18 protein-coding genes are annotated in these 15,249 nt (G+C 71.3%); 3 read left to right on the top strand and 15 right to left on the bottom strand.

The window, feature by feature from the left end; genetic code table 11:
- Nucleotides 1-30 precede the first annotated feature (30 nt).
- Nucleotides 31-1,017, top strand: coding sequence for an AEC family transporter (locus tag MWM08_RS01670; protein ID WP_244457736.1), 987 nt, complete (start codon nucleotides 31-33; stop codon nucleotides 1,015-1,017).
- Nucleotides 1,018-1,080: 63 nt separating this feature from the next.
- On the opposite strand, the gene MWM08_RS01665 is transcribed toward MWM08_RS01670, so the two are convergent.
- The 3 genes from MWM08_RS01665 to secB are packed head-to-tail and all read right to left on the bottom strand — an operon-like array spanning nucleotide 1,081 to nucleotide 3,369.
- Complete coding sequence (locus tag MWM08_RS01665; RefSeq protein WP_244457735.1) at nucleotides 1,081-1,728, bottom strand: HAD family hydrolase; 648 nt, start codon at nucleotides 1,726-1,728, stop codon at nucleotides 1,081-1,083.
- Nucleotides 1,725-2,819, bottom strand: coding sequence for a ferrochelatase (gene hemH / locus MWM08_RS01660; RefSeq protein ID WP_341482850.1), 1,095 nt, complete (start codon nucleotides 2,817-2,819; stop codon nucleotides 1,725-1,727). The genes MWM08_RS01665 and hemH overlap by 4 nt, the downstream gene beginning before the upstream one ends.
- Nucleotides 2,820-2,871: 52 nt before the next feature.
- Nucleotides 2,872-3,369: a protein-export chaperone SecB gene (gene secB / locus MWM08_RS01655; RefSeq protein ID WP_244457733.1), complete on the bottom strand. Its 498-nt coding sequence runs from the start codon at nucleotides 3,367-3,369 to the stop codon at nucleotides 2,872-2,874.
- A gap of 327 nt (nucleotides 3,370-3,696) precedes the next feature.
- Here secB and MWM08_RS01650 point away from each other — a divergent pair, with 327 nt between their 5' ends.
- Nucleotides 3,697-4,677, top strand: a complete 981-nt coding sequence (locus MWM08_RS01650) for a Bug family tripartite tricarboxylate transporter substrate binding protein (protein ID WP_244457732.1) — start codon at nucleotides 3,697-3,699, stop codon at nucleotides 4,675-4,677.
- A gap of 12 nt (nucleotides 4,678-4,689) precedes the next feature.
- Here the strand turns inward: MWM08_RS01650 and MWM08_RS01645 are convergent, their stop codons facing one another.
- From MWM08_RS01645 to MWM08_RS01630, 4 genes are all read right to left on the bottom strand, one after another.
- Nucleotides 4,690-5,505: a hypothetical protein gene (locus MWM08_RS01645; protein WP_244457731.1), complete on the bottom strand. Its 816-nt coding sequence runs from the start codon at nucleotides 5,503-5,505 to the stop codon at nucleotides 4,690-4,692.
- Between the two features lie 242 nt (nucleotides 5,506-5,747).
- On the bottom strand, nucleotides 5,748-7,067 hold the full coding sequence (locus MWM08_RS01640) for a hypothetical protein (protein WP_244457730.1): 1,320 nt from the start codon (nucleotides 7,065-7,067) through the stop codon (nucleotides 5,748-5,750).
- A 30-nt stretch (nucleotides 7,068-7,097) separates the two neighbouring features.
- On the bottom strand, nucleotides 7,098-7,235 hold the full coding sequence (locus tag MWM08_RS01635; RefSeq protein WP_244457729.1) for a hypothetical protein: 138 nt from the start codon (nucleotides 7,233-7,235) through the stop codon (nucleotides 7,098-7,100).
- Nucleotides 7,236-7,316: 81 nt separating this feature from the next.
- Nucleotides 7,317-7,571, bottom strand: coding sequence for a hypothetical protein (locus MWM08_RS01630; RefSeq protein WP_244457728.1), 255 nt, complete (start codon nucleotides 7,569-7,571; stop codon nucleotides 7,317-7,319).
- A gap of 129 nt (nucleotides 7,572-7,700) precedes the next feature.
- On the opposite strand from MWM08_RS01630, the gene MWM08_RS01625 reads away from it, so the two are divergent.
- Nucleotides 7,701-8,549, top strand: coding sequence for an NHL repeat-containing protein (locus tag MWM08_RS01625; RefSeq protein ID WP_244457727.1), 849 nt, complete (start codon nucleotides 7,701-7,703; stop codon nucleotides 8,547-8,549).
- Here MWM08_RS01625 and MWM08_RS01620 read toward each other — a convergent pair whose 3' ends face one another.
- From MWM08_RS01620 to MWM08_RS01585, 8 genes are all read right to left on the bottom strand, one after another.
- Nucleotides 8,550-8,936: a hypothetical protein gene (locus tag MWM08_RS01620; protein ID WP_244457726.1), complete on the bottom strand. Its 387-nt coding sequence runs from the start codon at nucleotides 8,934-8,936 to the stop codon at nucleotides 8,550-8,552.
- Nucleotides 8,933-9,532: a hypothetical protein gene (locus MWM08_RS01615; RefSeq protein ID WP_244457725.1), complete on the bottom strand. Its 600-nt coding sequence runs from the start codon at nucleotides 9,530-9,532 to the stop codon at nucleotides 8,933-8,935. The genes MWM08_RS01620 and MWM08_RS01615 overlap by 4 nt, the downstream gene beginning before the upstream one ends.
- Nucleotides 9,533-9,537: 5 nt before the next feature.
- Entirely contained in the window at nucleotides 9,538-10,497 is a 960-nt protein-coding gene (locus tag MWM08_RS01610) for a Bug family tripartite tricarboxylate transporter substrate binding protein (RefSeq protein ID WP_244457724.1), read from the bottom strand.
- Nucleotides 10,498-10,674: 177 nt separating this feature from the next.
- Entirely contained in the window at nucleotides 10,675-11,646 is a 972-nt protein-coding gene (locus tag MWM08_RS01605) for a Bug family tripartite tricarboxylate transporter substrate binding protein (RefSeq protein WP_244457723.1), read from the bottom strand.
- A gap of 26 nt (nucleotides 11,647-11,672) precedes the next feature.
- A complete protein-coding gene (locus tag MWM08_RS01600) occupies nucleotides 11,673-12,461 on the bottom strand; it encodes a sugar phosphate isomerase/epimerase family protein (RefSeq protein ID WP_244457722.1) in 789 nt (262 codons plus the stop codon).
- Between the two features lie 7 nt (nucleotides 12,462-12,468).
- Nucleotides 12,469-12,897, bottom strand: a complete 429-nt coding sequence (locus MWM08_RS01595) for an SRPBCC domain-containing protein (protein ID WP_244457721.1) — start codon at nucleotides 12,895-12,897, stop codon at nucleotides 12,469-12,471.
- Between the two features lie 23 nt (nucleotides 12,898-12,920).
- Nucleotides 12,921-14,078: a dihydrodipicolinate synthase family protein gene (locus MWM08_RS01590; RefSeq protein WP_244457720.1), complete on the bottom strand. Its 1,158-nt coding sequence runs from the start codon at nucleotides 14,076-14,078 to the stop codon at nucleotides 12,921-12,923.
- A gap of 4 nt (nucleotides 14,079-14,082) precedes the next feature.
- Nucleotides 14,083-15,237 carry a Gfo/Idh/MocA family protein gene (locus MWM08_RS01585; protein WP_244457719.1) on the bottom strand — a complete coding sequence of 385 codons (1,155 nt, stop codon included), beginning with the start codon at nucleotides 15,235-15,237 and terminating at the stop codon, nucleotides 14,083-14,085.
- Nucleotides 15,238-15,249: the final 12 nt, after the last annotated feature.

Genomic DNA, 15,249 nt, shown 5'->3' with positions numbered 1-15,249 from the left:
GGCAAGCGCCGCTTGCACGGACGCGTGGCGATGTCCGTCCTGCGAATCGGCCTGCGCCAATGCAGTGGTGCGCGGCCGGCGCGCGTCTCGTCCGGGGTGCGCATGAACGCCTGGCTCGATGCCTTCGTGCCGGCCTTCGCCCTGCTGGCGCTCGGCGCGCTGCTGAAGCGGCGCCTGCTGCGCGACGACGCGGTCTGGGCAGGGATGGAGCGGCTGATCTACTGGGTGCTGCTGCCCTCGCTCATCATCGCCGCGCTGTCGCCGCTCGACCTCGCCACGCTGCCGCTCGGGCGGATCGCCGGCGCCATCTGGGGCGCGCTGGCACTGGGCAGCCTGGCGGCGCTGGCGCTGTCGCGCGTGCTCGGACTGGCGCACCCGGCCATGACATCCGTGCTGCAGGGCGGCATCCGCTTCAACAACCTGATGGGCTTCGCCATCGTCGGCGCGCTGTTCGGCGCCGAGGGCACCGGCTTCGGCGCGGTCGCCACCGGCATCATCGTGCCCTTCGTGCAGACCGTCACGACGCTCGCCTTCGCCTTCGATGGCCAGCGCGGGCCGCCGCGGCCGCTTGCGGTGCTGCGGCAACTGGCGCTGAACCCGCTGCTGCTGGCGGTGGGAATCGGCTTCGGCATCGCGGCCCTGGGCGGCTTGCCGGCGGGTCTGGCGCCGACGGTGCAGACGCTGGGTCGGGCTTCGGTCGCGCTTGGCCTGCTGTGCGTGGGGGCGGCGCTGTCGCTGCAATCCTTCTCCGACCGGGTGGGCGTACAGGCGGCGACAGGCGTGCTGAAGCTGGTGGTGATGCCGGCGGTCACCTGGGGGCTGTGCGTGCTGCTGGGCGTGCCGCCGCTCGCGACCGCGGTCGCGGTGGTGTTCATGGCGCTGCCGACTGCCGCCACATCCTATGTCATGGCGCGCGCGATGGGCGGCGATGCGCCGCTGATGGCGGCGATCACGACGACCGAGCACATCGTGTCGATCGTCACGCTGCCGCTGTGGGTGATGCTGGTCGCGCCGTGAACCGGGGGGCGCCGCCCCGCGGGATCCCCGCCCGGGGGACCGTGTCCCCCGGACCGGCCGAGACTAGAGGCCCAGCAGGGCGGGCAACTCCGCCATCGACGCGAAAGGCTCGGCGCCATGCGCCGACAGGACACCAGCAGGCGTCTCGTGCGCGAAGCCCAGCACGCGGCAGCCGGCAGCGCGGCCGGCGCGCACGCCGGGCACGCTGTCCTCGATCACGACGCAATCCTGCGGCGCAACGTGGCAGGCGGCGGCCGCCGCCAGGTAGATGTCCGGCCAGGGCTTGGGGCGGTCGACATCCTCGAAGGAAAACACGCGGTCGGCGAAGACCGCAGCAAGGCCCAGCGACCGCATCTTCGCCATCAGTTCCGCGCGCCCGGAATTGGACGCGACCGCCACGGGCACGCCGGCGGCGACCACGGCGCGCAACGCATTGGCAGCGCCCGGGATGGGCGGCGTGCGCCGATTCATCTCGTGTGCGATGAGGGTCGAGATTTCCTCGACCCAGTCCGGCGGAAGCTGGCCGACCCGCGCCTCGATCCGCGGCACCATGTCGGGCAGCGCCATGCCGAGGAAGGTTTCGCGCGATTCCGCCGCACTCATGGGCCAGCCGAGCGCGGTGAGCTGCTCCGACACCAGCGTGTTCACCAGCATCTCGGTGTCGGCCAGCACGCCGTCGCAGTCGAACAGGACCGCGGCAGGTCGGCTCACGCGGGTTCCTTGACCGCCACGCGCGCCTCGACGCGCGCCTTGGCATGCGGGCAGTCGCGATGCTGCTTCGGGCATTGCCGTCCGCCGGCGAAGGAACACAGCGACCGCCCCGACCCGAGCGCGCCGCGCGCCAGGTCCGCCAGCGCCGCGATGAAGGCCGGGTCGGAGTTCTGCGCGGGCACGCGGAAATAGCCGGGGATGCCGAGGTGGTCGGCCTCTTCGCGGTATTCCACGTCCAGTTCCACGAGCGTCTCCGAATGCTCGGACACGAAGGCGATCGGGCAGATCAGGATCGCCACCTTCTCCTCGGCGGCGCGCTCGATCTCGTCCTCGGTGGACGGGCCGATCCACTTCTGCGGCGTCACGCGCGACTGGTAGCAGACGATGTGGTCCATATCCGGGATATCGAGGTGCTTCACCACCGACGCCACGGTCTGCTCGACCTGCCACTGGTAGGGATCGCCGGCGTTGACGATGCTCTCGGGCAGGCCGTGCGCCGAGAACAGGATGCGCAGCTTCACATCGGCCGGCAGTTCCGCGCGCGCCTTCTCGAAGCTGTCCTGCACCAGGCGGGCGGTGGCGGCGGCGAAGCCGCCATCGGAATGCCAGCAGCACAGCGTCGTGGTGGGCACCGACAGCCCGGCCTTGCGGCAGGCTTCGTCCCAGGCCGCGATCGAACTGCCGGTCGTGGTGGTCGAGAACTGCGGATAGAGCGGGAACAGCAGCACCTCGTCCGGCGCCCAGTCCTTCACGGCATGGGCGGCCTCATCCGACATCGGGTGCCAGTAGCGCATGGCCACGAAGGACCGGACCTCGATGTCCGGGTCATGCGCCATGGCGGCATCGAGCGCGCGGCCCTGCTCCTCGGTCAGTTCCAGCAGCGGGGACTTGCCCCCCAGCACGGCGTAGTTCTCCATCGCCGGCTTGGTGCGCCGCCAGGCGATCAGCCGCCCGAGCCAGGGCCGGATGAAGCCTGGCACGCGCAGGATGGCGGGGTCGGTGAACAGGTTCACCAGGAACGGCCGCACGCTCTCGGAGCGGTCCGGACCGCCGAGGTTGAACAGCACGATGGCGACGCGGCGCTTGGTCATGGCCTGTCCGCACATGTCCCGCCCCGCGCCCGAATCAAGGCCCCGCGTTCCCTCAGGCATTGGCCACGGATGCGGATGACGGCTGGCCGCGGCGCGACTGCCACAGCTGCACGAAGTCGATCGGCGCCAGCAGCACCGGCGGGAAGCCGCCGTCGCGCGTGACATCGGCCAGGATGTTCCGGGCGAAGGGGAACAGCAGGCGCGGGCATTCCACCAGCAGCACGGGCTCCAGCATCTCGGCCGGCACGCCGTTCAGGGTGAAGATGCCGCAATAGACCAACTCGGCGATGAAGGCCGTCGCGCCCGCACCGGTCTTGGCGTCGGCGCGGATCTGCAGGGAGATCTCGTAGGTCTCCTGGCCTTCCTGCAGCCGGCGCGCCTGGACATCGAGGGCGATGTTGATCGCCGGCGCCTCGCGCATGGTCAGGTAGATCTCGGGCGCGCCGGGCACCTCGAAGGACAGGTCCTTGGTGAACTGCAGGTTCAGCACCACCGGGCCGGTGGCAGGGGCGGCGCCGCCGTTCACGGGCGGAGTCTGCTGTTCGGACATGTCAGGGCCTTTCGAAGCGGGCGCGGCAGACGCGCCTGTCGGTCGCGCGGCGGTTAGCACGAGCAACGGGGAGCGCCAACCCGCGGCCGCTACGGCCCGGCCATGGCGGGGCGCCTGCGGCTGCCATGCTTCGGGGCAGGCATTCCCACGTGAAAGCTGCACGGCAGCCGGGAACCGCACCGTTCGCCCTGGCGCGCGTCAGCCTCACTAGCGGCTTGTTTTGGCAGGCATCTTCGCCCGGATTGCACGATTCCGTCCGGTCGGCATGTGCTCTAGGCTGGCGGTCGAGCGGCCCCGACCAAAGCGGGCCGCCAGGGAGGATTCCGCATGACGCTGATCGCCATCCGCCGTCGCAGCCTTGTCGCGGCCGCCGGTCTGCTCGCCGCCCCGCGCCTGGCCCGCGCGCAGGAGGCCTGGCCGGCGCGTCCGGTCCGCTACATCAACCCCTATACCGCCGGCGGGCCGACCGACACGCTGTCGCGCCAGATCTGCCAGAAGATGGCGGAACTCTCGGGCCAGCAATTCGTCGTCGAGAACCGCACCGGGTCGGGCGGCATCGTCGGCAACCAGGCGATCGCAGCCGCCGCGCCGGATGGCTACACGGTGGGCCTGGGCGGCATCGCCACGCATGCCATCGCGCCGACGCTCTATGCCCGCCTGCCGTTCGACCCGCATCGTGACTTCACCTTCGCGTCCGGCATGTGGCAGCTGCCCAACCTGCTGGTGGTGAACAACGATATCCCCGCGCGCAACGTGCCCGAGCTGATCGCGCACCTGAAGGCGAACCCGGCCAAGTACAGCTATGCCTCGGCCGGGTCGGGCACCACGCTGCACATCTCGGGCGAGTTGTTCCGCGCCATGGCGGGCGTGGAGATCACACATGTCCCGTATCGCGGCAGTGCGGCTGCCTATCCCGACATCATCGCCGGGCGGGTGCACATGATCTTCGACAATATCCCCGGCGCGCTGGCGCAGGCGCGGGAGGGGCGGGTGCGCGCGCTGGGCGTGACCTCGCTCGCACGAAGCCCGGTGGTGCCCGACACCCCCGCCATCGCCGAGACGCTGCCCGGCTTCGACATGACGTCCTGGACCTGCCTATGCGGCCCGGCGGGCATTCCGCCCGCGGTGGTGGCGCGCATCGCGGCCTTGGCGCGGCGCGCGCTCGAGACCGAGGAATTGAAGCGCGCCTACCTGGACCAGGGTGCGACCGCCTGGCCGACAACGCCCGAGCAGATCGCCGATTTCCGCGCGGCGGAGGAAGCGCGCCTCGCGCCGATCATCCGGGCGTCTGGCGCGCGCGTGGACTGACCGGGCGCGACGTCAGGCGGCGTCCGGGCAGCCGACCACCACGCGCTGCTGGGTGCGCACGCCTTCGAGCGTGTCCCGCCAGCGCTGGTCGCCCTGCGGCGGCGTGAGCAGGCGCACCGCCTGCGCCAGGTCGGCGCAACGCTGGTCGTCGGCCCCGCACGAGACGGACACACCGACCAGCCGGGCGCTGCCGCCGTAGAACCGGGCGCTGGAATTGCCCGGCGCGTCGCGCAGCAGCGTGTCGGCCTCGGCGCGCATCAGGTCGTTGTCCGGGCAGATCCCCGCGCGCGGCGTGATGGCGCGTCGGTCGAACAGCGCGGCGAGCAGCTCCTCGCGCCAGCCGTTGCGCTGCGCCTGGGTGTTGGCCCCGCCCGCCGCCAGCGCCGCCTGGCCGGCCGAGACGGCGCAGTCGAGCAACCCCGTCCGCTGGTCCCGCGCCGCCGAGGCCGCCTGGCGCCGACACGCGCGCGCACGCAGGGCCTGGGCCTCGGCGCAGTCCTTGTCGGCGTCGCCGGTGCAGGCCGCCAATTGGGTGGCGGCGATGGAATCCCAGGCATTCTGCCCCGCCGCGGCGGTCATCTGCGCGAGCTGCGCGGCCGCCGGGCTCGCGGCCGCACCCGCCGCCGCCCCGGCCACCTGGCCTGCCGGTCCGCCGACCGCGCCGGCCACCGCGCCGGAGGCCGCACGCCCAGCCGCGCCGCCGGCAACCCCGGCCGCCTGGTTCGCGGCGCCGCCAGCGATGCCGGCCGCCTGGTCGCAGGCACCGAGCAGCACGAGGGTCGCGAGCAGCGGCGCGGTGCGGCGCCAGGACAGGACATGGACCGGCACGGGGCGTCTCCATTGTTGTGACGGCGCGGGGGCCGCCGTCGCGATCACGACGTCTAAGCCAGAGTAGAGCAGTTTCCGATGAACCGGAAACGACCGATCGGATTTCTTGCTCCAGAAGCCATTGAGTCTACAGCACGAAATCCGATCACACCGTTTCGGTGCGACCGGGCCGTGCTGTCGGGCAGCCCCGGCCCGGGTGGGCACCGCCGCGCGGCCACGCCGGCACCCAGCGCTGAAGGTGTTCACGGCCCGGCCACGACCGCGAACAGCCGGAAGCCGCCGAGGTCCGCGGGCAGCGGCACGGGCGTCAGGCCCGCCACCGGGCGGCCGCCGCGGATCGCCTCCGACACCGCGCCGCGGCGGGCCGCGGGCCATGGGTCGGTCGGGCAGGCCAGCAGCAGACGCACCCCGCGCCGCTGGAGCACGCCGAGCGCCGCGGCATCAGGGGATTCGAGCACGGCGACGGTGTCGGCGATCGCGGGCCCGGCGCGGTGATGCGCCAGCGCCACGATACGATAGGGCGTGCGCCACGCGACCTCGGCGCCATGGAACAGGTCGGCCGTCATCAGGATCGGCGCGGGATCGCCCGGCGTGACGGCGGGGCGCGCGGCGTCCAGCCAATGCGCCATCGCTGTCCAGTCGCAGCCCCCCGCCCGCGCCGCCGGGCGCGGCGCCTGCGGCAGCGCCAGGCCAGCATAGGGCAGCGCCAGTGCGCCGAAGAACACCGCGGCAGCGAGCAGCGCGCGCGTCACCGCCGCGCGCGGCCAGGCGGCGTGCACCAGCAGCCCGACCACGCCGGCGCCGGCCACCGGCGCCGGCGCCGCAAGGTCGAGCGCGAAGCGTCGCGCCAGGAAGGCCGCCGCCAGCGTCACCAGCAGCGCGCCTGCCAGCACCATGCCCGCCGGCCAGCGCCCGTCCCGCCACCAACCAGGCGCACCGAGCAAGATCCCGGCAAGCCCGAGCGGCACCGCGCCGCCGAACAGGATGATCGGTTCGGCCAGGCTGCCCGGACCGAGCGGGGGCAGCGTGCGGATTTCCTCGACGAAGGGCACGAAACTCGCGAGTGCCTGCGCATCCGCGCTACCGAGCGGCCCACGCAGCATGTCGGGATACAGCGCGACCAGCAGCGCGAAGGCCACCAAGCCCGCGCCGCCCGACAGCACGACCCGCCACCTACACGGCGCCGCGCCCGCCTGCCAGGCCACCGCGAAGACTGCCGCCATCAGCAACGCCAGCACGAGGTGGTGCACCGTCACCACGTCATACGCGACCACCGCCCATTGTGCCGGCGCGTGCTCCACCACGATCGCCGCCGCCAGCATCGCCGCCATGCCGGACGCGACCAGCAATCCCTGGCGCGCCGCGGTGCGGCCGTCGGGTGCGATCACCGCCACGATCCCCGCCGTGGCGAGGACAGGCACCGCGACCAGCACCACCTCCGGCCCGACCCACAGGCCGAAGCCGTAGGCCGCCCCCGCAGCGACCGCCATGCCGGCCCGCGCACCCGGCAGGAAGGCGCGCAACGTCGCACCCAGCGCCACCACGATCGCGAGCAGGATCAACGCGTGATGATCCGCCCGCCCGACGCTGCTTTAGGCCTGCGCCGTCGGCATGATGGCCAGCAGCAGGGCCGCGAACCACGGCGCCGCGCCCTGCCACACCGCCTGCGCCGCCCAGGCCGCAGCCACCACCGCCGCCACCAGCAGCACCGGCGAGACGAACAGCCCCACGACGAACAACGCCGACGCCGGCGGCAGGCCCAGCAGGCGTTCGACCGCGAGCGCCGGCAGCAGGATCAGCAGATCGAGCGGTCACGTCCATTGCATGACCAGGCCCTCGGGCGCGGCCACGCGGGGCATCAGGTCGTCGAACCAGGCGCCGCCCTCGCGCAGCGCCAGCACGCGCAGCAGCCGCAGGTAGCCATCGGCATCCGCGAGGCGTTCCAGTTTCAGCATCCCGTCGGGCCGCACGACAAGCGCCAGGTCGGCCAGCGCCACGATCACGGCCGCGAAGACCACGAGCCCGATGCCGATGCGCGCGGGCGGCGGCGCGGAAGAGATCGACATATCGAAGCGAAGCCCCCCGGGCTGCCGCATCCACCGTGTGGAAGCCGGCCGCGTCGCGTCAAGCGGCGGGGCGATGCTTGCCTGGCCTGTGGTGCGGCGGCAGGCTGCCTGCAGCCGCAGGAGTGCCCCATGCCCCGCCACGAGCTTCGCGTCCGCCTTGGCGAGACGGTCTATCGCGTTGAACGCCCGTGGGGCGAGGTGCCATCCGGCCAGGGCGTGCCATCCGATGTCGCCTGCGACGCGAAGGGCCGCGTCTATGTCCAGTTGCGCCAGGACCCGATGACGGACGCGGAGGGGCCCGCCGTCGTCGTCCTCGCGCCCGATGGACGGCGCGTCGCCGCCTGGGGCGGGGCGGAGGTGGCCGATGGGCACATGCTCTCGGTCCATCCGGACGGCCGCGTCTTCGTGGTGGACCGCGACGCGCAGGAAATCATCATCTTCTCCGCCGAGGGCAAGCGGCTGGGCGGCATCGGCAAGCGGCACGCACCAGGCGAGCCCTTCAATGCGCCCTGCGACGTGGCCTTCGCGCCGGACGGCACGATCTACGTGGCCGATGGCTACGCCGCCTCGGTCGTGCATCGCTTCAGCGCCGAGGGCACGCCGCTCGGCCGCTGGGGCCGGGAAGGCACGGGGCCCGGCGAATTCTCCACGCCCCATTCCGTCTGGGTGCTGCCCGATGGTCGCGTGACGGTGGCCGACCGCGAGAACAACCGCGTGCAGGTCTTCACGCCGGAGGGCGCCTGGCTCGCCGACTGGCGCGGCAACCACAAACCCATGAGCGTCCATGGCGGCCCCGATGGCGGCCTGTATGTGACCGACCAGGTGCCGCAACTGTCACTGCTGTCGAAGAATGGCGCGATCCTGGGGCGCTGCCGGCCGGTGCTGAACGGCGCGCATGGCATGTGGCGCGCGCCGGATGGCTGCATCTTCCTCAGCGAGCAGACGCCGTCGCGACTGACGCGTCTGGTGCCGGTGTGATCATTCGGCCCAGGAGGACCGCCCCTCGATCGCCCAGCGGCCGTCCTTGAGCGTCACGATATAGAAGGACCGGTAGGACCCGATCAGCGATCCATCCTTGCGGTAGCGGCTGAACTGCACGCGGAAATGCACCTTGCCCGGGCCGGCATCGACGCATTCGACGTAGTCCCAGGCGCTGCGCGCCCATTCCGCCGCCTGCCCGGTCTTCGCCAGCACGATCGAGGCATAATCCGCCGGCGTCTGGAACACCGTCACGCGGCTGCTGTGGAAGCGCACATGCGGGAAGTGGAACCAGCGGGTGCGGATGGCCTCCGCATCCTCGGCATTCAGCGCGGCCATGAAGCCATCCATGGCGGCGCGGGCGGCGGCGATGTCGGACTCGCTCATGTCGATTCGGCTCCGTGCACGGTGACCCAGGTGTCGACCAGCATGTCGCGGCGCCGCGCGAACAGCGCGCCCCATTTGGCGCGCTGCGCCTGGTCCGGGCCGGCGGCGGCGCTGTTCCAGAAGCGGCTCTGCTCCCAGCCCGCGAGCGACGGATACCAGGTCATCAGCAGCACATGGGCGGGATCGCCGGCCGCGCGGTCCTGCCACAGGCCGAGCGGCTCGCTGCCGGTATCGCCCTCGAAGCCGACCCAGGCCTCGGTGGTGATGGCGACCATCTCGGCCACCTTTTCGGCCGGCAGGATGAACCAGCGATGCGTGACGATGCCGCCGCGCGCGGGGTCGGGTGGCGTCTCGCCGCGGGTGAGGATGGTGAGCGTGCGGCTGCGCAGCGCGGCGATGTCGGGGTCGGCAGCCTCCGGCGTCGCGGGCGGTTCGCCCGGCCACAGCGAGGCGCGCGTCACGATGTTCATCGACGGCCCGATCTGCGCGCGCCACAGGCCGAACAGCCGGCCGCCCGGGGTATCGCGCAGCTTGCCTTGCAGCGCGGCGGCCCGGCGGGGCCGTGCGGTGAATTCCTCGAATCGCAGCAGAGTCATCCGCGTCATCCCTCCAGCCTGAGGCCCGTGCGGGCGATGATCTCGCGCCACCGAACGCGCTCGGCCGCCAGGAAGGCGCGGAACTCCGACGGGCCGAGAAAGGCGGGGTCGAGCGCCAACGCCTGCAGCCGCTCCGCCGTATCCGGCTCGGCGATGATGCGTCCGAGCAGCGCACCGGTCTGGTCCACAAAGGGGGGCGCGACGCGCGCCGGCGCCGAGAGCGAATAGAAGGCCGAATGGTCGTATTCCGCGAAGCGTGCCTCCGCGATGGTTGGCACGCCGGGCAGCGCCGGCTGCCGGCTGGCCCCGGTCACCGCCAGCACGCGCACCGTACCTTCGCGCAACAGGTTCAGCAGCCCGCCGGCCGAGACCGCGTAGAACTGCAATCGTCCCGCGACCAGGTCCTGCAGGGCCGGGCTCGCGCCGCGATAGGGCACGTGCTGCATGTCGAGGCCAAGGCCCTGGCTCATCATCTCCCCGATGACATGCGCGAGCGTCCCGGGCCCGGCAGACCCGTAATTCACCCGCCCCGGATTGGCCCGCGCCCAGGCGACGAATTCCGCCAGCGTGCGCACCGGCAGCGCCGCATTCACCGCGACGGCGTACCAGGAGACCACGAGGCGCGCGATCGGCGCGAAGTCGCGTTCCGGATCATAGGGGATGCCTCGGCGCAGCATCGGGTTGCGCACCAGCGAGGAATCGCTGCCGAGGATCAGCGTATGCCCGTCCGGTTCCGCGGCGGCGCCGGCCTGCATGGCCAGGTCGCCGCCCGCGCCCGGGCGGGCTTCCACAACCACCGCCTGGCCGGTCAGCGCGGTGATGCGCGCACCCACCAGGCGGGCCAGCGTGTCGGTCGAACCGCCGGTGGCGAAGGGGGTGATGATGCGCAACGGACGCTGTTGCGCGCGCGCCGCAGGGGCGGCGAGCAACGCAGGCGCGACGAGCAGGGCTCGACGGCTGGGCATGGCGGTTTCCTCCGCCACGGATGCTGCGCCCGCCGTGGACGGAAGGGAAGGTCGGGGGAGGAGAACCTCCCCCGAGCCCCCACCCTTCTTCTGTCACCTGGGACCTGACAGCCGAGGTCAGTTCCCAACGGCCAGAAAAAGGAGAGGGTTTGGGGGAGTTCTCTCCCCCAACCTTTCTCAGTTCACCGTGATCCGCGCCTCGCGCACCACGCGCGCCCACTTGGCACTCTCGGCACGCAGATAGGTGGCAAGTTCCTCCGGCGAGGAGGCCACGCCATCGGCACCGGCCGCGGCCAGCCGGTCCTTCACCGCTTGCTGCGCCAGCGCCTCGCGGATCGCGGCATTGAAGCGCGCGACGGCGGGGGCAGGCGTACCGGCAGGCGCCATCACCGCGCCCCACGACGTCGCCTGCGCGTCGGGCAGGCCGATCTCGGCCATGGTGGGCACGTCGGGCAGCAGCGGCGAACGCCGCGCGCCGGTGACCGCCAGCGCACGCACCCGCCCGCCCTGGATCTGCCCGATGGCGGACGGGATCTGGTCGAGCATCATCTGTACATTGCCCGCGACCAGGTCATTCAGCGCCGGCGCGCTGCCGCGATAGGGCACGTGCGCGATATCGACCTGTGCGGCGAGCTTGAACAGTTCCGGCACGGTATGGGTGGACGACCCCGCGCCAGCCGAGCCGTAGGACAGCCGCCCGGGCTGCGCGCGCACCAGCGCGAGGAATTCCTGCGCGGTCTGCGCCTGCACCTGCGGGTTGACCACCAGCACGTGGTCGGTGGTGAAGGCCATCGAGATCGGCGCGAGGTCGCGCAGCGGGTCGAAGCCGAGGTTGGAATACAGATGCGGGTTCACCGTCAGCGTGCCGGTCGTGCCCATCAGGATGGTGCTGCCATCCGGCGCGCTGCGGACCACGTTCTCGACGCCGATATTGCCGCCGGCGCCGGTGCGGTTCTCGACCACCACGGGCTGGCCGAAGCTCTCCTGCATGCGATCGGCGAGCACGCGGGCGACCACGTCGGTCGCACCGCCCGCGGGGAAGGGCACGACGAAGCGCGTGGGCCGCGTGGGTGCCCATGGCGCCTGCGCGCGCGCCACGGCGGGGGCGAACAGCGTGGCGGCGATGAGCGTGCGGCGCGTGGCGGTCATGGTTGTTTCTCCCGGTTGTTGTTTGGTCAGCAGAAGGCGTGGCGGGCCTTGATCTCGCGCAGCACCGCCTCCGGGTCCTGCGCCCACCAGTGGTTGGACAGGATCTCGACTTCCACGCCGCCGGTCCAGCCCGAAGCCTCGGCCATGGCGCGGATGGCGGGGATGTCGATGACGCCCTCGCCCGGCAACCCGCGGTCGAAGACCAGGTCCGTGGTGGGCGATTTCCAGTCGCACACATGGAAGCCGGCGATGCGGCCCTTCGCACGCGCCATCTGCCGCGCCAGGTCGGGGTCCCACCACACGTGATAGACATCGACGGCGACGCCGGTGCCCTCGCCGAGTTCGTCGCACAGGTCGAGCGCCTGGCCGAGCGTGGAGAGCACCGAACGATCCGCGCAGGTCATCGGGTGCAGCGGTTCGAGCGCGATGGTCACGCCGGCGGCGCGGGCCTCGGGCAGGATGGCGTGCAGGCCGTCGCGGACGTTGTCGCGCGCGGCGGGCAGGTCCTTGGACCCGGCGGGCAGGCCACCGCAGACCATCACCAGGCAATCGGCGCCGATGGCGTGGGCCTCTTCGATGGCGCGGCGGTTGTCGTCGATCGCGCCGGGCAGGTTGAACATGCCGCCGCGGCACAGGCCGGTCACCTTCAGCCCGGCATCGCGGATGTGCTTCGCCGCGGCATCGACGCCCATCGCCTGCAGCACGTCGCGCCAGGGCGAGATGCCGGGGATGCCGTGCCGCGCGCAGGCCTCGATGCATTGCGCGAGGGTCAGCGACTTCACAGTGATGGTGTTGAGGGAGAGTTCCGGGCCCATGCGTTTCTCAGCACCCCCGTGCGATGATGAGACGGGCCTTCGCGGCGGTAAGCCCTGCGGAACGGCCGCTTTCCAGCCAGGTCTTCAGGTCGGACAGTACGATGGCGAAGCCTTCCGTCGTCGCCAGCGCCGTCGCGACCTGTGTTTCCGCCGGACCATCGAAACCGGTGCAGGCAACGGCGACGGCCGTCTCCTCGCCTTCGGGTTCGATCGTGATCTCGACCTTCGTGCCGTCGGACCAGTTCCAGGCCAGGCGACGCGGGCGGTCGAGCGTGGTGGCCGTCGCCTCGGCCTCCGCGCCGGGGACCAGGAATGTCCAATGCGCCGGCTGACCGAGGCGCAGCGGAGCGCTCGCTGAGCCGAGCCAGAAGCGGACCAGCGACTCCGGCTCGACGAAGGCGTCGAAGACGCGCTCCGGCGTCGCCGCGATCATCATCGACGCACGGGCGACAAGGGGCGTCATGCGACGCCGTGCAGCGCGAGCAGCGAGCGCATCCGCGCCACCGCCATGTCCGGGTCGCGCAGCAGCCCGGCCTTGTCGGCCAGGCGGAACAGCTCCGAAAAATGCTGGAGGCTGCGCGTGGACTGCTGCCCGCCCACCATGACGAAATGGTCCTGGTGGCCGTTCAGCCAGGCCATGAACACGACGCCGGTCTTGTAGAAGCGCGTGGGCGCCTTGAAGATGTGGCGCGACAGCGGAACCGTCGGCGCCAGGATGTCGTGGAAGGTGCTGAGATCGTTGCGCGACAGCGCCGCCAGCGCGCCCCCCACCGCCGGCGCGATCGGGTCGAAGATGCCCAGCAGTGCGTCCGAATGGCCGTGCTCGTCGCCGGCGATCAGTTCCGCGTAGTTGAAGTCGTCGCCGGTATACATGCGCACGCCGCGCGGCAGGCGGCGGCGCATCGCGATCTCCTTCTGGTCGTCCAGCAGCGAGATCTTCACGCCATCGACCTTGTCGGCATGGGCGTGGATGACCGCCAGCGCGGTTTCCATCGCGGCCATGTGGTCATGGTTGCCCCAGTAGCCTTCCAGCGCGGGGTCGAACATTTCGCCCAGCCAGTGGATCACCACCGGCTGCTTCACCTGCGACAGGATGCGGGCATAGACGCGCTCGTAATCCGCCGGGGACTTCGCGGCCTTCGCGAGCGCGCGCGAGGCCATCAGGATGATGCGCCCGCCCATCGCCTCGACGGCTTCGCATTGTTCCTCGTAGGCGCGGATCACGTCGTCCACGGTCACGTCCGGGCCGGGCGTCAGGTGGTCGGTGCCGGCGCCGGACGCCATCACCGCACCGGGATGGTCCTTCATCGCGTCCAGCGAACGCCGGATCAGTTCCTGCGCACCGGTCCAGTCGAGGCCCATGCCGCGCTGCGCGGTGTCCATGGCTTCCGCCACGCCGAGGCCGAGAGACCAGAGATGCTTGCGGAAGGCGATGGTGCGGTCCCAGTCGATCTTCACATCGAGCCACGGGTCCTGCTCGGCCAGCGGGTCGGCCACGACATGCGCGGCGGCGAGGGCCACGCGCGGGAAGGGCGGCGTGGCCTTGGCGAATTCGCGCGGCGGGCTGGTGGCGAAGGGCTCCACGCGCGCGCCGTTGGGCAGGTTGATCACCGGCATGGCGTCACGCCTCAAGCTTCGGCAGGTCGATCCAGCGGCGTTCGGCCCAGGACTTCAGCCCGGCCTCGGCGAGCTGTACGCCCTTTGCGCCGGCCATCAGGTCCCACGGATAATCGGCGCGCTCGCCCGCGACGTGCTTGAGGAACTCCTCCCATTGCACGCGGAAGCCATTGGGGAAGTCCTGCGTGGTCGGCACTTCCTGCCAGCCGGCGAAGAAGTCGATGGTCTGCGGCTGGTCGGGATTCCACACCGGCTTCGGCGTGGCGACGCGCGACTGCGTCCAGCACTTGTGCAGCCCGCAGATCGCGGAGCCATGCGTGCCATCCACCTGGAAGGTCACCAGGTCGTCGCGCCGCACGCGCGTCACCCAGGATGAATTGATATGCGCGATCGCCCCGCCTTCGAGCTGGAAGGTCGCATACGCCGCGTCATCCGCATCCGCGACATAGGGCTTGCCGTCCTCGCCGATGCGTTCCGGGATATGCACGGCACCGAGGCACGACACCGCCTCCACATTGCCGAACAGATTGTCCAGCACGTAGCGCCAGTGGCAGAGCATATCGAGGATGATGCCGCCGCCCTCGGCCTTCTTGTAGTTCCAGGACGGCCGCTGCGCCGGCTGCAGGTCACCCTCGAAAACCCAGTAGCCGAATTCGCCCTTCACCGAGCAGATGCGCCCGAGGAAGCCGGAATCGATCACCATCTTCAGCTTGCGCAGCCCGGGCAGGAACAGCTTGTCCTGCACCACGCCGTTCTTGATGCCCTTGTCCTTCGCGAGCTTCGCAACGGCGAGCGCATCGGCCAGCGTGTCGGCCGTCGGCTTCTCGCAATAGATGTGCTTGCCGGCGTTGATCGCCTTGGTCAGCAGGCCAGCGCGCATCTGCGTGGTGGCGGCGTCGAAGAAGATTTCGTCCTTCGGGTCGGCCAGGCACGCGTCGAGGTCCGTCGACACGCGCGAAATCCCATGCGCCTTGGCCAGCGCCTCCAGCTTGCCGCGGTTGCGCCCAACGATCACCGGGTCCGGCATGATGGTGTCGCCATTGCCGAGCTTCACGCCGCCATCCGCGCGGATCGCCGCGATGGAACGGATCAGGTGCTGGTTCATCCCCATCCGGCCGGTGACGCCGTTCATGATGAGGCCGATGCGGCGTTCCGCCATGTGTCGTGGTCC

The organism is Roseomonas fluvialis (genome assembly GCF_022846615.1).
GTDB classification, from domain to species: Bacteria; Pseudomonadota; Alphaproteobacteria; order Acetobacterales; family Acetobacteraceae; genus Neoroseomonas; species Neoroseomonas fluvialis.
Note: the sequence above shows the minus strand (reverse complement) of the source record. Positions and strands in the feature narration are given on the sequence as shown.